This window comes from Rahnella bonaserana, assembly GCF_019049675.1.
In the GTDB taxonomy this organism is placed as follows: domain Bacteria; phylum Pseudomonadota; class Gammaproteobacteria; order Enterobacterales; family Enterobacteriaceae; genus Rahnella; species Rahnella bonaserana.
The window spans coordinates 1-14,831 of the sequence record NZ_JAFMOW010000058.1 but is presented as its reverse complement, the minus strand read 5'-3'; the positions used below and the strand labels follow the sequence as shown (position 1 = coordinate 14,831).

The following is a 14,831-nucleotide window of genomic DNA, read 5'->3' as shown; positions in this document are numbered from 1 at the left end:
GCCCCCATTAAAAGCAAGGAGCATGAATGCAACATCGCAAAATATGTTTTATCGGTGCCGGTAACATGGCAGGTGCCATTATTTCCGGCCTGGTTGAAAGTGGTTATCCGGCCAATATGATCAGCGTTTGTGCGCCTTCCACCACCCATCGCGATGCGCTGGCCGCAAAATATGGCGTACAGAGCAGCAGCGATAATAACGGCTGTGCGAAAGCCGCAGATGTCGTTGTATTGTCTGTAAAACCGCAGATGATGGCGGATGTATGTAAAGCACTGCAAAAAGACGTGGATTTTAGCGACAAGCTGGTACTGTCGATTGCCGCAGGCGTCAGCGTGGCGCGCTTCTGTGAGTTGCTGGGCGATAATCTCAATATCGTGCGCATCATGCCTAACACGCCATCGCTGGTCGGTCAGGGCATGAGCGGGCTGTATGCACCAGAACAGGTTTCGCAGGCAGATCGTGATTACAGCGGTGAACTGATGACTGCTGTGGGCAAAATCTGCTGGGTCGATACCGAAGAAGGTATCAACCACGTGATTGCCGCCGCAGGTAGCGCACCGGCGTATTTCTTCCTGTTTATGGAAGCGATGCAGGCCGAAGCGCAGCGTCTGGGTTTCAGTGCAGAAACCGCGCGGATGCTGGTTGAACAAGCCGCCAGCGGTGCCAGTGCTTTAGTGGCGGCCAGCCCGGACACGCCATTGTCACAACTGCGTGAGAATGTAACATCTAAAGGCGGCACGACCTTTGAAGCACTGAAAGTTTTCACCGACCGACAATTACCGGAGATCGTTTCCGAAGCCATGCAGGCCGCCATTACCCGCGCGCAGGAAATGGAAAAACTGTTCTAATAAGAGCAAATAATAAAATAACACTGCCCAAAATCATTCGTGTTGCGTCAAGGCGGCAACTGAGTCAAATCGCCGGGAGCATACATCAGTATGTGACCGGGGTTTGCGAAGGCAGCCAACGCAGAAGCAGCGCGAAGGATGAAGGGCATAGGAGAATTATGTTAACGCTGACTTTTCTGGTTAAAACCCTCATAGATCTCTACGTGATGGTTCTGCTGCTGCGCATCTGGATGCAATGGGCACGTACAGATTTTTATAACCCGTTTTCACAGTTCGTTGTGAAGATTACTCAGCCAATTATCGGACCACTTCGCCGGATTATTCCGCCGCTGGGCCCGATTGACAGCGCAAGCCTGCTGCTGGCTTTCATTCTTTGCACCATCAAATTCCCGCTGCTGTTGCTTATCCAGAGCGGTGCTATCTTCTTTGGACTGAGCAGTCTGCTGATAGGCCTGATAGGGCTGGTCAAAGCCGCAGGTTATCTGGTGTTCTGGCTGGTCATTATCCGCTCGCTGATGAGCTGGGTGAGTCAGGGCCGCGGGCCGATGGATTATCTGCTGATGCAGCTGACTGAGCCGCTGATGGCGCCAATCCGCCGCATACTCCCTGCAATGGGCGGCATTGATTTCTCAGCGATGGTCGTGATCCTTATCCTGTATATGCTGAATTATCTGGGGATGGATCTGTTGGGTGCGCTGTGGTTCCAGCTTTAAGCCCGGCGGTCTGGCAATATGACGAGCTGGTTTTGCGGCTGGTTATCCAGCCCAAAGCCAGCCGTGACAGCCTGGTGGGTTTGCATGGCGACGAACTAAAAGTCGCCATCACCGCCCCGCCGGTAGACGGACAGGCCAACACACATCTGGTGAAATTTCTCTCAAAACAGTTTAAAGTCGCCAAAAGTCAGATAAGCATCGAAAAGGGCGCGCTGGGCCGCCATAAACAAGTCCGCATTATCCATCCGCAAAATATCCCGACTGAGGTCGCGGTACTGCTCGCAGAATAACGTTTAAGTCAGGACTCTCCCATGCAGAAAGTCGTATTAGCTACCGGCAACGCCGGTAAAGTGCGTGAACTCGCACATCTTCTGGCCGGATTCGGGCTGGACGTGGTGGCACAAACCGAACTCGGCGTTGAATCTGCCGAAGAAACCGGCCTGACGTTCATTGAGAATGCCATCCTGAAAGCCCGCCACGCGGCGGCCATCACCGGTTTACCTGCTGTTGCAGATGACTCTGGTCTGGCGGTTGATTTTCTCGGTGGTGCACCGGGGATTTACTCCGCACGCTACGCCGGCGTTGATGCCAGCGATCAGCAAAACCTTGACAAACTGCTGGTCGCCCTGAAAGACGTCCCGCAGGGCCAGCGTAGAGCGCAGTTCCATTGTGTACTGGTCTATATGCGCCACGCTGAAGATCCGACGCCGCTGGTGTGTCATGGCAGTTGGGCGGGTGAAATCACCTTTGCTGAAGCAGGTGAAGGCGGCTTTGGTTATGACCCGATTTTTTATGTCCCTGAGCTGGGCAAAACTGCAGCAGAACTGAGCCGTGAAGAAAAAAGTGCGGTGTCACACCGGGGGCAGGCATTGAAACTGTTGTTTGCCGCGATGAAAGAGGCTGCACAAAAGAATGCGTAAGTTACCGCCGCTGAGTCTCTACATTCATATTCCGTGGTGCGTGCAAAAATGCCCTTACTGCGATTTCAACTCGCACGCGTTAAAGGGTGAAGTGCCGCATGACGATTATGTCGCGCATCTTCTGGCAGATTTAGATGCGGATTTGCATCTGGTTGGCGAACGCAGCGTTGGGACTATTTTTATCGGCGGCGGAACCCCAAGCCTGCTGAGCAGCGAAGCGATGCAAAAGCTGCTCGATGGCGTGCGTGCGCGTTTGCCGCTCGATACTCACGCTGAAATTACCATGGAAGCTAATCCCGGCACTGTCGAAGCAGACCGCTTCAGCGGTTACCAGCGCGCCGGAGTGAACCGCATTTCCATCGGCGTACAAAGTTTTGATGCACAGAAACTGGAGCGTCTGGGGCGTATTCACGGCCCTGACGAAGCGAAACGCGCGGCGCATCTGGCGACAGACCTGAACCTGCGCAGCTTTAATCTGGATCTGATGCATGGCTTGCCGGATCAGACACTGGAAGAAGCGCTGGATGATTTGCGTCAGGCAATCGCACTCAATCCGCCGCATTTGTCGTGGTATCAGCTGACTATCGAGCCCAATACGATGTATGCTTCGCGCCCGCCAAAACTGCCGGATGATGACGCGCTGTGGGATATTTTCGAGCAAGGCGATCAGTTGCTGACAGCCGCCGGATATCAGCAATACGAAACCTCGGCGTATGCCAAACCAGGCTACCAGTGTCAGCACAACCTGAACTACTGGCGCTTCGGAGATTACCTCGGCATCGGTTGCGGCGCGCATGGTAAACTGACGCAGCCCGACGGGCAAATCCTGCGTACCGTAAAAACCAAGCATCCTCGCGGTTATATGCAGGGGCGTTACATGGATAAACAACATCCGGTGGAAACCGAAGATTTGCCGTTTGAATTCTTCATGAACCGCTTTCGCCTGCTGGAAGCCGCGCCGCGCGAAGAGTTTGGACTGTATACCGGGCTGGATGAATCGGTGATCCGCGCACAGCTCGACGAAGCGATCGCCAAAGAGTATCTGCTGGAAACCCAGACACACTGGCAGATCACCGGCAAAGGAAAATTATTCCTCAACTCACTGCTGGAGCTGTTTTTGGGGGAGTAAACAGACGTAAGTCTACATTGATAAATAACACAGGGATGTTATATGCGCTTCACAAAAGCTATTGAGCTCGCTAAAGCAACACATTGTTCTGATTATTCTTTATTTCAACAATTCACTTATCTGGATTTAGGCAATGCCAGACACCCCTTCCCCTACTGCCGGCGCGGTTATTGGCAAAAAGATGGTGTTCAGGTCAATGGAAAAACTGTCCAGCGTGGCCTAAATGGAGCCTGTCTGGCATTAGTGCTTACCTATGCCAAAAAAAGGGGCAATTTCCATGAATGGAAAAATTATATTCTGGGTGCCGAAGGGGCAAGTGTAATCAGGGGACTCACTAATATGAGGCTGCTATTTTCGGAAATGAATGCCTATAACGATTATAGCCGCCGGGAGATGTGCCGGCCTCTGGGTTTAGATCTTTTTGATGCGGTAAAAAAGGAATCCCCGACATCACAAAATACTGATAATTCCAGCTTCTTTGAAACGGCAGCAAGCGAAATTGTTTACTCGTGTGCGCATGGCAGGGTTGAGTATTTAAGTATAAAAATGAGTCACTCAGCTCATGCGATGGGGTTATTAACATCCGAGGGCAAATATAAAGTATTTGACCCTAATTTAGGCGAATTTATTTTCAAAAAGGAAGGGGATTTGATCGCCTTTCTACAGAGGTTATTCACGACTTTCTATCCTGGCATGAAGCGCTGGTCGCTTTACCATATGGTGAATACTTCGCACTAATGTCGTCTTCATCGCCTCTTTAGGTGTTTTAAAGAGGCGATGAAATGGCCATTATTTCAAATCTGCCAGCAAGGCTTTGTGCTGAGTATCCAGATTGGTCACGCGCTTGCAGACGTCATCACCAAAGGCTTTGAACTCTTTTTCCTGCTTGCTCCACTCTTCCTGAACGGCCTGCTGCAGTCCGCCGAGATTACCCATCATCGCCTGCAGTGGATTTCCACCGCTGGCCGCCTGTTTGAGCCCCATCTCATTGATACTGTCCTGCATCACGCCGCCCATGGTTTGTTCCATCAGCTTCTGACCGTTCTGCTTAACCTGATCCACCGCTTTATGGTGGAAGGTCAGGCCATCGGCACGGTGCTCGATAATCAGGTTCATCTGCTCTTTCAGTTGCTTATCGAGCTTAACCAGACGGTTGCGCACATTGCTGTCAGAGCCCAGTTTCTCGACGATCACACGATCAACCGCCACACGGCCTTTTTCGAGATGTGCCGTCGCACCCTGGTCAATCCACGGCAGGTCACGGCGTAAACCGGCCTGATAGTCGATAGCTTCCTGACGCTGTCTCGCGCTCAGGGTGATGTCTTTACCGTTGAGGGTCACGTTACCATTTGGTGTGATCAGCAGATCACCGCTGTTACCGACCACCTGTACGGTCTGCGGCTTGATGATCACGTCATCTTTAGGCTGGACGGCACACTGATAATCAGCCTGCGCGCTCCACGCGCTCAGCGCCAGCAACGCAGCAAGTCCGGTTTTTACCACTCCACTTTTTACTAACATGTACTCTCCCTTAAGACAGCAAACTCAAAAAATTGAACGGCCAATACGTTGCGCCAGTAATTCTAAGGCAGCAATACCTGCCAAAGAGTTCCCTGCCGCATCAAGTTCCGGTGACCAAACCGCAATGCACATCTCGCCAGGCACCACGGCAATAATGCCGCCGCCGACGCCAGATTTGCCCGGCATCCCGACGCGGTAGGCGAATTCACCCGCGCCGTCATACATACCGCTGGTGACCATCATCGCATTAATCTGCCGCGCCTGACGGGCATCAATGAGCGGTTCTTCACTCCCCAGCGGATGCCCTTTATTGGCAAGATATACAAACGTCCGCGCCAGTTCTTCGCAGCTCATCCGTAATGCACAGTAGTGGAAATAGGTATGCAAAACGGTGATGACGTCGTTGTCGAAATTACCGAAAGACTTCATCAGATAAGCAATGGCCGCATTGCGGTCAGAATGCTCGAACTCTGAACGGGCAACGTGCCGATCGTAGTTGAGATCTGCCGATCCGGCCAGTTGCCGCACCACTTCCAGCATTCTCTGCTTTGGTGCGGAGAGCCGGGTTTGCAGCAGATCGCAGACCACCAGCGCGCCTGGATTGATGAACGGGTTACGCGGTTTTCCCTGCTCAAGTTCAAGCTGTACCAGGGAATTGAAAGGCTGCCCGGAGGGCTCTTTGCCGACACGCTGCCAGATTTCACTTTCCTGATATCGGGTCAGCGCCAGCGTCAGGCTAAGCACTTTTGAGATCGACTGGATCGAGAAACGCATATCGGCATCACCGGCACGAAAGATCTCGCCTTTCGTGGTACACACGGCAATCCCTAAATGATCGGGGCTGACTTCCGCCAGCGCAGGAATGTAATCGGCAACTTTGCCATGGCCAATCAGCGGCCTGACCTGCGCCAGAATATCTTCCAGCAAACTGTTATCGAGTTCGGTACCCAACGTCCTGCCTCCAGATGTAACAAAGGTGCCGGAAAGGCACCTTTCAAAGATTCAGAATTTATCTGACCGGTGGAATTAGTCCCACCAGATATCGAATAACTCAGAAACTTCCACGTCTTCCATTTTCTGGTCTTCTAACCATTTTTTGACCTGCGCGCGCTGTTCATCAGTGCAGTGACCGATGTCCTGACGGCAAACCAGACCTTCCCATTGCAGATAGCCACTGCCGTCGAAGGCCAGTTTGTTTGGCTCGATCACACCGTCAATGAATTTATCCAGTGATTCGTCAATGGTTTCTACCGCGGTACCTTCCGGGAAACGCCATTTTACAGAGAAGCCCAGCTCCTGGAACTCGGCAATGTGTAACTTCTTACGTAAACGACGACTGCGATTTGTAGCCATTATTGCTTCCTCTCAAACATCAGATCCCACACGCCGTGGCCTAAACGCTGGCCACGCATTTCGAACTTGGTCACCGGGCGCGATTCAGGGCGCGGGACATAATGACCTTCCTGCGACAGATTCGCCCAGCTTTCTAAACTTGTCATCACTTCGAGCATGTGCTCCGCATACGGCTCCCAGTCGGTTGCCATGTGGAAGACACCGCCCACTTTCAGTTTCTTGCGCAGCTTCTCAACGAACTCCGGCTGCACGATACGGCGCTTATTATGGCGCGCTTTGTGCCACGGGTCAGGAAAGAATAGCTGCACCATGTCGAGCGAGCCATCCGGAATCATTTTTTCCAGCACTTCAACCGCATCGTGACACATCACGCGCAGGTTGCTGACGCCCTCTTCGTGCGCCGTTGCCAGACACGCGCCGACGCCCGGTGAGTGTACTTCAATCCCGATAAAGTTCTGGTCAGGATTCTGTTTCGCCATGGTGACAAGCGACGTGCCCATACCGAAACCGATTTCCAGCACCACAGGTGCAGAGCGACCAAATAAGGCATCAATATCCAGAGATTCGGCCTGAAACTCCACGCCCATCACCGGCCAGAAGTTGTCCAGCGCGAATTGCTGACCTTTCGTCAGACGGCCCTGACGGCGGACAAAACTACGGATACGGCGCATCGCGCGACCGTTCTCGTCGAACTCCGGTGAAATGACGTCGTTTTTCATGGTGTTTCCACTCCGATTGGCAAGACGCGGTACCCGCGCGCGGATGCCTGTGCTTTGGTCACTAAATATAAGGAAAGGCGCATTATCCAAACTTACTCCCGATTAGCAAGGCTTGCGGGCAGGAAATCCGTCAATACAGTGCGGAAAGTTCCGGTTTACAGCCAGACGGGAACTGTGATGTGATCAGCCCCGTCTTTTAACCCTGCCGGACTGTAATTCACCCATGATGGAAGCCCAACGTTTCTCACCTCTGGTGCTCGACTGGTATCAGCGCTATGGCCGCAAAACGCTGCCGTGGCAAATCGCTAAAACACCTTACAAAGTCTGGCTTTCAGAAGTGATGTTGCAGCAAACGCAGGTAGCGACTGTAATTCCGTATTTTGAACGTTTTATGGAACGCTTCCCGACGGTGTCTGATCTCGCCGCGGCGCCGCTCGATGAAGTGCTGCATCTGTGGACCGGGCTGGGATATTACGCCCGTGCGCGTAACCTGCATAAAGCGGCGCAGACCATCGCCAGCCAGCACGGCGGCATATTTCCGATAACTTTTGATGAAATTCTTGCACTGCCGGGCATTGGCCGTTCCACCGCAGGAGCGGTTTTGTCGCTGGCTCTTAATCAGCACTACCCGATTTTAGACGGGAATGTGAAGCGCGTGCTGGCCCGTTGTTATGCGGTTGAAGGCTGGCCTGGCGAGAAGAAAATCGAAAACAAGCTATGGGCAATAAGCGAAGCGGTCACGCCAGCCGAAGGCGTTGCACAGTTCAATCAGGCGATGATGGATTTGGGCGCGATGGTGTGTACCCGCAGCAAACCCAAGTGCGAGTTGTGCCCGGTAAAATCAGGCTGTGAAGCCTATGCGCATCATAGCTGGGCGAATTATCCCGGTAAAAAACCTAAGAAAACCCTGCCGGAAAAGACCGCGTTTATGCTGATGATCCAGCAGGAAGATAAAGTCTGGCTGGAACAGCGTCCGCCGGTCGGCCTGTGGGGCGGATTGTTCTGCTTCCCGCAATTTACCACCGAAGATGAACTGGCTCTTGGTCTGAAAAAATACGGTGTTACGCAAAATCAGTTGCAGCAGCAGACCGCTTTTCGTCACACTTTCAGCCATTTCCATCTGGATATTGTCCCGATGTGGTTAAATCTGCGTTCCGCTGCGGGTTGCATGGATGAAGGTGCGGGTCTCTGGTATAACTTAGCGCAACCACAATCCGTCGGGCTGGCCGCGCCGGTAGAGCGTCTTTTGACGCAACTGGCTAAAGAACCGACCCAAAAGAACGATCGATAAGGAATTAGCATGAGCAGAACGATTTTTTGTACTTTTCTCAAGCGCGAAGCTGAAGGACAAGACTTCCAGCTGTACCCTGGCGAGATTGGCAAACGTATCTTCAATGAGATTTCGAAAGAAGCCTGGTCTCAGTGGATGGCCAAACAAACCATGCTGATCAACGAGAAGAAACTCAGCATGATGAATCCGGAAGACCGCAAACTGCTGGAACAGGAAATGGTCAATTTCCTGTTCGAAGGTCAGGACGTGCATATCGAAGGCTATACCCCGCCGTCAAAATAATCATTAATAACAATGATTAAAATATTAAGGCAGGTGCTGACAGGCACCGGCTTCTTTCATCAGAAATGGCTTTTAAGATGAAGAAAATTTTAGCTTTGCTGGTTATCGCGCCCATGTTGATCTCCTGCTCCGGCAGTAAGAAAGACCAGTTCAACGAAGCTTATGTAAAAGACACCAACGGATTCGATATTTTAATGGGGCAGTTCGCCCACAACATCGAAAACATCTGGGGTATGAATGAAGTACTGATCGCGGGTCCGAAAGACTACGTAAAATATAGCGATCAGTATTACACCCGCAGCCACATCAACTTTGATGCGGGTACGATCACTATTGAAACCATTTCTGGTACGGATCCGGCGGCCAGCCTGCGTCAGGCCATCATCAGCACATTGCTGGTGGGGGATGATCCGGGCAACGTTGACCTGTATTCCGATGCCAACGATATCCAGATCAGCCGTGAACCGATGCTGTACGGTCAGGTGCTCGACAATACCGGACAGCCAATCCGCTGGATAGGACGAGCCAACAGCTTTGCCGACTATCTGGTGCAGAACAAACTGATGCGCCGTCAGTCCGGTATGCATATCATTTATTCCGTCACGATCCAGATGGTGCCAAACCACCTGAACAAACGTGCGCATAAATATCTGCCGATGATCCGTGAAGCCTCTGCCAAATATGGCGTCGATCAGTCTCTGATTTTGGCGATCATGCAAACAGAGTCCGCCTTTAACCCGTATGCGGTGAGTAATGCCGATGCGCTGGGTCTGATGCAGGTTGTGCAACACACCGCAGGTGTTGATGTGTTTAAATCTGAAGGGAAATGGGGTAAGCCGAGCCGCAGCTATCTGTTTGATCCGCAGAACAATATCAATACCGGCACGGCCTATCTGGCGATGCTGCAAAACGTCTATCTGGGGAATATCGATAATCCGACATCACGTCGCTATGCAGTGATTACAGCGTATAACGGCGGTGCGGGAAGTGTTCTGCGTGTGTTCTCTCAGAATAAAGCGCAGGCGTTTAACATCATCAACAATATGGCGCCGGGCGATGTCTATACCACACTGACGACAAAACATCCGTCGGCAGAATCGCGCCGCTATCTTTATAAAGTGAACAATACTCAGCGCAGCTACCGCCGCCTGGATTAACGTTTGTCATTGCGGCGCCTCAGGCGTGAGGCGCCGCAACGAATGTCTTAACTGTGTGTCGGTAAACTTTCCGTCTGTAAACTCTGTGTCTGGAATTTTCCGGCTCCCAAATCACTGACAATGTGATTCATCCGCTCTTCCGTCAGCTGGTAATAACGGATAGAGAAAGCCGTGATCAGATAGAAAATAGCCGGTAAGACGGTGAATAAAATCAGGACACCGCGTACCGCCTCTGCCGATTGTTGTTCCACACCCGCCTGATAACCAAACCATGCAAGCCCCCAGCCTGTCAGCGCGCCACCGATCGCTACGCCGAGTTTAATCACAAAGATATTCGCCGCGATATTCATGCCGGTAATACGGCGTTGAGTTTTCCATTCACCATAATTATTGGCATCCGTAATCATTGACCATTGCAGCGGAGCATTTATCCCCTGTAATAAGTTAAGGACAATATGAACAATAAAGGCTGGGATCCAGTAATCGGTTGGCAGTACAAAGAAAAGTAATCCTGCGAATGCACTGACTATATTTACCCATATAGATGCGCGGATTTTACACATCCACGATCCCAGTTTTTTCGCAAATAAACTCCCGATAACAGCCGCAACGGTAGTCGCCATCATGAAAATCGAAATAACGCCGCTTCCCTGATGCAGGACATATTGCACGAAATAAACCAGCAGACTGCCGCGAACAACAACCCCGCATAACATGGCAAGGTTATAAACGGAGAGTATCCGCCACTGATCATTTTGCATAAGCACACGAACATCGCGAAGGATATTCATGTTCTCTTCTTTCACCGGTGTAATGCGTTCCCGCGTTGTGAGGAAACAGACAAAGAACATTACGCAGCCAATGACACCAAAGATGCCCATCGCCCACTGCATGCCGGTTGCGCGGTCTCCCGGTGAGATAAAATCGGCTAACGGCAGGATAAGCGCAGTCCCCATCGCACCACCGACGGGTGCAATAGCAAAACGCCACGATTGCAGGGAAAGATTATCCTGCGGATCGGTAGTAATTGCGGCACCTAAAGAACAGTAAGGAATATTAATCGCCGTGTACATTAAGGTCATAAATATATATGCGAAAACCGCATAAACAATTTTACCGGTCTGTTCAAAATCCGGCGTGGAATAAACCAGAACGCAACTGACGGCAAAGGGCACACAAATAATCAGCAACCAGGGCCGAAATCTTCCCCAGCGACTTTTAGTCTGATCGGCGATCGCGCCCATAATAGGATCGGTAATCGCATCAAGTACTCTGACGACCAGAAACAACGTCCCCATTACCGCGGGCGGCAGGCCATAGATATTCGTATAGAAATAGGCAAGAATAGCGACAGAGGAATCAAAAACAATGTGGCTGGCCGCATCACCTAATCCAAAACCCAGTTTTTCCTTCGCACTGATCCTTTCAGTTAATGCTGACATGCAGTCACCTTTATTAAGATGGAATTCTGCATTAGTTATAATTCCGGAAAATCACTCTGAGTATTGTGATTTCTCATTTACGTTTTATGCTTTTAATCAACTGTGACGCAGGTATCTCTATTCTCGCTCAATAAGCGGGATATTTACGAGCTGCATCACATATCCGAAAACGTGTTTATTCCTGGAGAAAATCGATAAAAAACCCATCCGGAGATGGGTTTTTATGAGGCTATTGCGCGAGAACATACCCCATCACGCGCTTCCAGCCGACCGGCTTTTTCTCAATATACACACCCTGTAATTCCGGCGAAAAGCCCGGTAACAGGTTGATGCCTTCTTCCAGCGCCATAAAGTAACGCTGAACTGCCCCGCCCCACAATTCGCCGGGCACCACGCAGAGCACGCCCGGAGGATACGGCAGCGCGCCTTCTGCGGCGATACGTCCTTCCGCATCACCAATCGCCACCAGCTCGATGTTATCGCGGATAAACTCGTTATGTGCGTCCTGTGGGTTCATCACCACTTTCGGGAAGCTTTTCTCGCGGAACATCTCTTTTTGCAGCTCTTTCACATCAAAGCTGACGTACAGATTATGCATTTCCTGACACAGCTGACGGATGGTGTAATTGCGGTAACGGTCTTCGTTTTTACGATACACCGTCGGCAGCACTTCACTGAGCGGCGCATCTTCTTCGATGTATTGCTCAAAACGCACCAGCTCTTCCACCAGCAACTGCATTTTGGCCGGCGTTTCGGCAGGCGTCAGCAGGAACAGGATCGAGTTCAGGTCGCATTTCTCCGGCACAATGCCGTTCTCGCGCAGATAGTTGGCCAGAATGGTCGCCGGAATGCCGAACTCAGTGTATTTACCGCTCGACGCATCAATGCCCGGCGTGGTCAGCAGCAGCTTGCACGGATCAACGAAATACTGCTTTTCGGCATAACCGTCGAATGCATGCCAGCGTTCACCCGGCACAAAATCAAAGAAACGTACGTCGTTGGCCATCTCATTGGTTTCATGATCCTGCCAGCGCTTTCCCCCCACCACAGGCGGAACAAACGGCAAAATCATCGAACATTGATCCAGCAGCATTTTGCGGGTTTCGATGCCAAGCTTCACGCACTCCATCCACATATGTTTACCGCTGCCGCCGGCATGAATACGCGCGTTCACGTCCAGCGCGGCAAACAGCGGATAAAACGGGCTGGTTGAGGCGTGCATCATAAAGGCATTGTTGAGCTTTTTATGGCTGCAATGGCGCTTCTGACCCTTGATGTGATTGTCTTTTTTATGGATCTGCGAAGTCTGCGAGAATCCTGCCTGCTGCTTATGTACCGACTGCGTGACGATAATCCCCGGATCGTTCTCGTTAAGCTCCAGCAGCAACGGCGAGCATTCTTTCATCATCGGTATGAATTGCTCGTAACCCACCCATGCGGAATCAAACAGAATGTAATCGCACAGATGACCGATTTTATCGACCACCTGACGCGCGTTATACACGGTGCCGTCGTAGGTACCGAGCTGGATGATGGCCAGGCGGAACGGCCGTTTCTCGTTAGCGCGATCCGGCGCGACTTCTTTAATTTGTTTACGCAAATAAGTTTCGTCGAAACAGGCCGCATCGATGCCGCCGATAAAACCAAACGGATTGCGTGCTGTTTCGAGATAAACCGGCGTTGCACCCGCCTGTAACAGCGCGCCGTGGTGGTTTGATTTGTGATTGTTACGGTCGAACAGCACCAGATCGTCGCGGGTCAGCAACGCGTTGGTGACGACTTTATTGGCCGCCGACGTGCCGTTAAGGACGAAATAGGTTTTATCGGCGCTGAAGACTTTAGCGGCGTACTTTTGCGCGTCTTTCGCCGAACCTTCGTGGATCAGCAAATCGCCCAGTTTGACGTCCGCATTACACATATCGGAACGGAAAATATTCGGGCCGTAGAAATCATAAAACTGACGCCCTGCCGGATGACGGCGGAAAAACTCTCCGCCCTGATGCCCGGGGCAAGCAAACGTCGCATTTTCCATCTCGACATATTTTTTCAGCGTGTCGAAAAACGGCGGGAACAGGGCTTCTTCATAGGCCTGCGCGGCAGATTCAATTTGTGCGGCATAAAACGCCTGATTGGCATCCGACAACGTGATAACGCCTTTCAACGCCGGTAAAAACTCCGGCGAAACCTGCTCGGTTCCCTGCACTGCAACAAACGCGGGAATACCGAATCCCAGCGTTTCAATCTCCGCCAGCCTGCCGTGGTTCAGGTCACCCACAGAAATAATGATGGCCGCTACGTCGGCGTAATCAGCGCGGCGCAGGTCAACGACCAGACGAGCAGTCTGGAGATAAGGGGCGACGGAAGCGCTTGCTGCAAGTTTTAAATGTTTCATTCAGACTCTCAAACGGTTAAGTAAGAGGGTGTGCCAGATGGCACGGCAATGAGCAGGTTCTCACGTCATAAAGCAATTGCGCGCAGAGTCCGGCCCGGCAAATGACGTTAGCTAAGCGAGATATCGAGTGCGACAGGACAATGCCGGAGCGGCAAAGTGGTGACAAATCGAGTTTCAGGCCCGGCCACGTCTGATAGACAACAGTAAAATCAGAGAAATACCCTGCGGATGACGCTCTGTTTTTAATAATGCCTAACAGCGGACAAACGGTAGCCTTACCGCATGAAAGAGACTGCAAAAGGAGAAAAGCTGAAATCGTGGTGTTTACAGCACCCGGAGATCATCATCAGATTTTTTCTGCACTTATAAAAAGCGCGATGTGATAAACCAGCCATGCCGCAACCCTCTTGAGCTGTCGCGTGAAAACGGGAACAGAGTTGTTTAATAAATCGGCGCAATAATGGCATCTTTTAGACCCCTGTTCAACCCTGTAAATTGCGCGAATTTCTTACAAAATACGATACCGCCCGACAGGGCGTTTTTCACGGGAATTTCAGGTAAACAGCAGATTCCGGCAGTTAAATCGACAAATCGTCGTAAAAAGCATCATTCAGGTGACGAACACCACCGTTGTCAAAAAAAGCCGTTGACGACACATGCCCAATACGGTTTAATGCGCCCCGTTGCCCGGATAGCTCAGTCGGTAGAGCAAGGGATTGAAAATCCCTGTGTCCTTGGTTCGATTCCGAGTCCGGGCACCATATTTAAAGAAACCAGCCTAACGGCTGGTTTTTTGCTTTTGGAGATACGGACTCTCCATCGAACTTCGTTCGATGACTCGCCCTAGCAGGCTCGCCCTGCGGGCCAACGGCAAAGCCGTTGTTCAAACGCCTGCGGCGTTAGTCCGAGTCCGGGCACCCTATTTAAAGAAACCAGCCTAACGGCTGGTTTTTTGCTTTCTGAGCTGCGGACTCTCCATCGAACTTCGTTCGATGACTCGCCTTAGCAGGCTCGCCCTGCGGGCCAACGGCACAGCCGTTGTTCAAACGCCTGCGGCGTTAGTC

15 protein-coding genes and 1 tRNA gene are annotated in these 14,831 nt (G+C 51.5%); 10 read left to right on the top strand and 6 right to left on the bottom strand.

Translation table 11 applies throughout. The annotated features are described in order from the left end of the window. Nucleotides 1–26: 26 nt before the first annotated feature. From proC to J1778_RS07890, 6 genes are all read left to right on the top strand, one after another. The gene (gene proC, locus J1778_RS07915) at nt 27–848 is read left to right on the top strand and encodes a pyrroline-5-carboxylate reductase (protein ID WP_217172706.1); all 822 of its coding nucleotides are present in this window, start codon (nt 27–29) and stop codon (nt 846–848) included. 158 nt (nt 849–1,006) lie between these two features. Continuing rightward, on the top strand, nt 1,007–1,561 hold the full coding sequence (locus tag J1778_RS07910) for a YggT family protein (RefSeq protein WP_013576832.1): 555 nt from the start codon (nt 1,007–1,009) through the stop codon (nt 1,559–1,561). Further along, nucleotides 1,546–1,851, top strand: coding sequence for a DUF167 family protein YggU (gene yggU, locus J1778_RS07905; protein WP_217172705.1), 306 nt, complete (start codon nt 1,546–1,548; stop codon nt 1,849–1,851). The genes J1778_RS07910 and yggU overlap by 16 nt, the downstream gene beginning before the upstream one ends. Nucleotides 1,852–1,872: 21 nt before the next feature. After that, the gene (locus J1778_RS07900; RefSeq protein WP_217172704.1) at nt 1,873–2,481 is read left to right on the top strand and encodes an XTP/dITP diphosphatase; all 609 of its coding nucleotides are present in this window, start codon (nt 1,873–1,875) and stop codon (nt 2,479–2,481) included. Then, nucleotides 2,474–3,610, top strand: a complete 1,137-nt coding sequence (gene hemW, locus J1778_RS07895; protein WP_217172703.1) for a radical SAM family heme chaperone HemW — start codon at nt 2,474–2,476, stop codon at nt 3,608–3,610. Before J1778_RS07900 ends, hemW begins: the two co-directional genes overlap by 8 nt. Nucleotides 3,611–3,652: 42 nt before the next feature. Then, the gene (locus J1778_RS07890; RefSeq protein WP_217172702.1) at nt 3,653–4,348 is read left to right on the top strand and encodes a YopT-type cysteine protease domain-containing protein; all 696 of its coding nucleotides are present in this window, start codon (nt 3,653–3,655) and stop codon (nt 4,346–4,348) included. A 51-nt stretch (nt 4,349–4,399) separates the two neighbouring features. On the opposite strand, the gene J1778_RS07885 is transcribed toward J1778_RS07890, so the two are convergent. The 4 genes from J1778_RS07885 to trmB all read right to left on the bottom strand — a co-directional run bounded on the left by J1778_RS07885 (nt 4,400) and on the right by trmB (nt 7,203). Beyond that, nucleotides 4,400–5,131, bottom strand: a complete 732-nt coding sequence (locus J1778_RS07885; RefSeq protein ID WP_217172701.1) for a YggN family protein — start codon at nt 5,129–5,131, stop codon at nt 4,400–4,402. 24 nt (nt 5,132–5,155) lie between these two features. Next, on the bottom strand, nt 5,156–6,082 hold the full coding sequence (gene glsB, locus J1778_RS07880; protein ID WP_217172700.1) for a glutaminase B: 927 nt from the start codon (nt 6,080–6,082) through the stop codon (nt 5,156–5,158). A gap of 75 nt (nt 6,083–6,157) precedes the next feature. Further along, nucleotides 6,158–6,484 (bottom strand): YggL family protein, encoded by a 327-nt coding sequence (locus J1778_RS07875; protein ID WP_095924788.1) that lies wholly within the window; start codon nt 6,482–6,484, stop codon nt 6,158–6,160. Next, on the bottom strand, nt 6,484–7,203 hold the full coding sequence (trmB, locus tag J1778_RS07870) for a tRNA (guanosine(46)-N7)-methyltransferase TrmB (protein ID WP_217172699.1): 720 nt from the start codon (nt 7,201–7,203) through the stop codon (nt 6,484–6,486). Before trmB ends, J1778_RS07875 begins: the two co-directional genes overlap by 1 nt. 223 nt (nt 7,204–7,426) lie before the next feature. Between trmB and mutY the strand changes: the two genes are divergently transcribed. From mutY to mltC, 3 genes are all read left to right on the top strand, one after another. Next, nucleotides 7,427–8,494: an A/G-specific adenine glycosylase gene (gene mutY, locus J1778_RS07865; protein WP_217172698.1), complete on the top strand. Its 1,068-nt coding sequence runs from the start codon at nt 7,427–7,429 to the stop codon at nt 8,492–8,494. Nucleotides 8,495–8,503: 9 nt separating this feature from the next. Then, nucleotides 8,504–8,776, top strand: a complete 273-nt coding sequence (locus J1778_RS07860) for an oxidative damage protection protein (protein ID WP_217172697.1) — start codon at nt 8,504–8,506, stop codon at nt 8,774–8,776. A gap of 77 nt (nt 8,777–8,853) precedes the next feature. Then, nucleotides 8,854–9,933, top strand: a complete 1,080-nt coding sequence (gene mltC / locus J1778_RS07855; protein WP_217172696.1) for a membrane-bound lytic murein transglycosylase MltC — start codon at nt 8,854–8,856, stop codon at nt 9,931–9,933. Between the two features lie 47 nt (nt 9,934–9,980). Here mltC and J1778_RS07850 read toward each other — a convergent pair whose 3' ends face one another. Together J1778_RS07850 and speF are read right to left on the bottom strand one after the other, a co-directional pair. Further along, nucleotides 9,981–11,375, bottom strand: coding sequence for a glycoside-pentoside-hexuronide (GPH):cation symporter (locus tag J1778_RS07850; RefSeq protein ID WP_217172695.1), 1,395 nt, complete (start codon nt 11,373–11,375; stop codon nt 9,981–9,983). A gap of 229 nt (nt 11,376–11,604) precedes the next feature. Beyond that, entirely contained in the window at nt 11,605–13,767 is a 2,163-nt protein-coding gene (gene speF / locus J1778_RS07845; protein ID WP_217172694.1) for an ornithine decarboxylase SpeF, read from the bottom strand. A 685-nt stretch (nt 13,768–14,452) separates the two neighbouring features. Between speF and J1778_RS07840 the strand changes: the two genes are divergently transcribed. Then, nucleotides 14,453–14,528: transfer RNA gene (locus J1778_RS07840), tRNA-Phe, on the top strand. Nucleotides 14,529–14,831 lie beyond the last annotated feature (303 nt).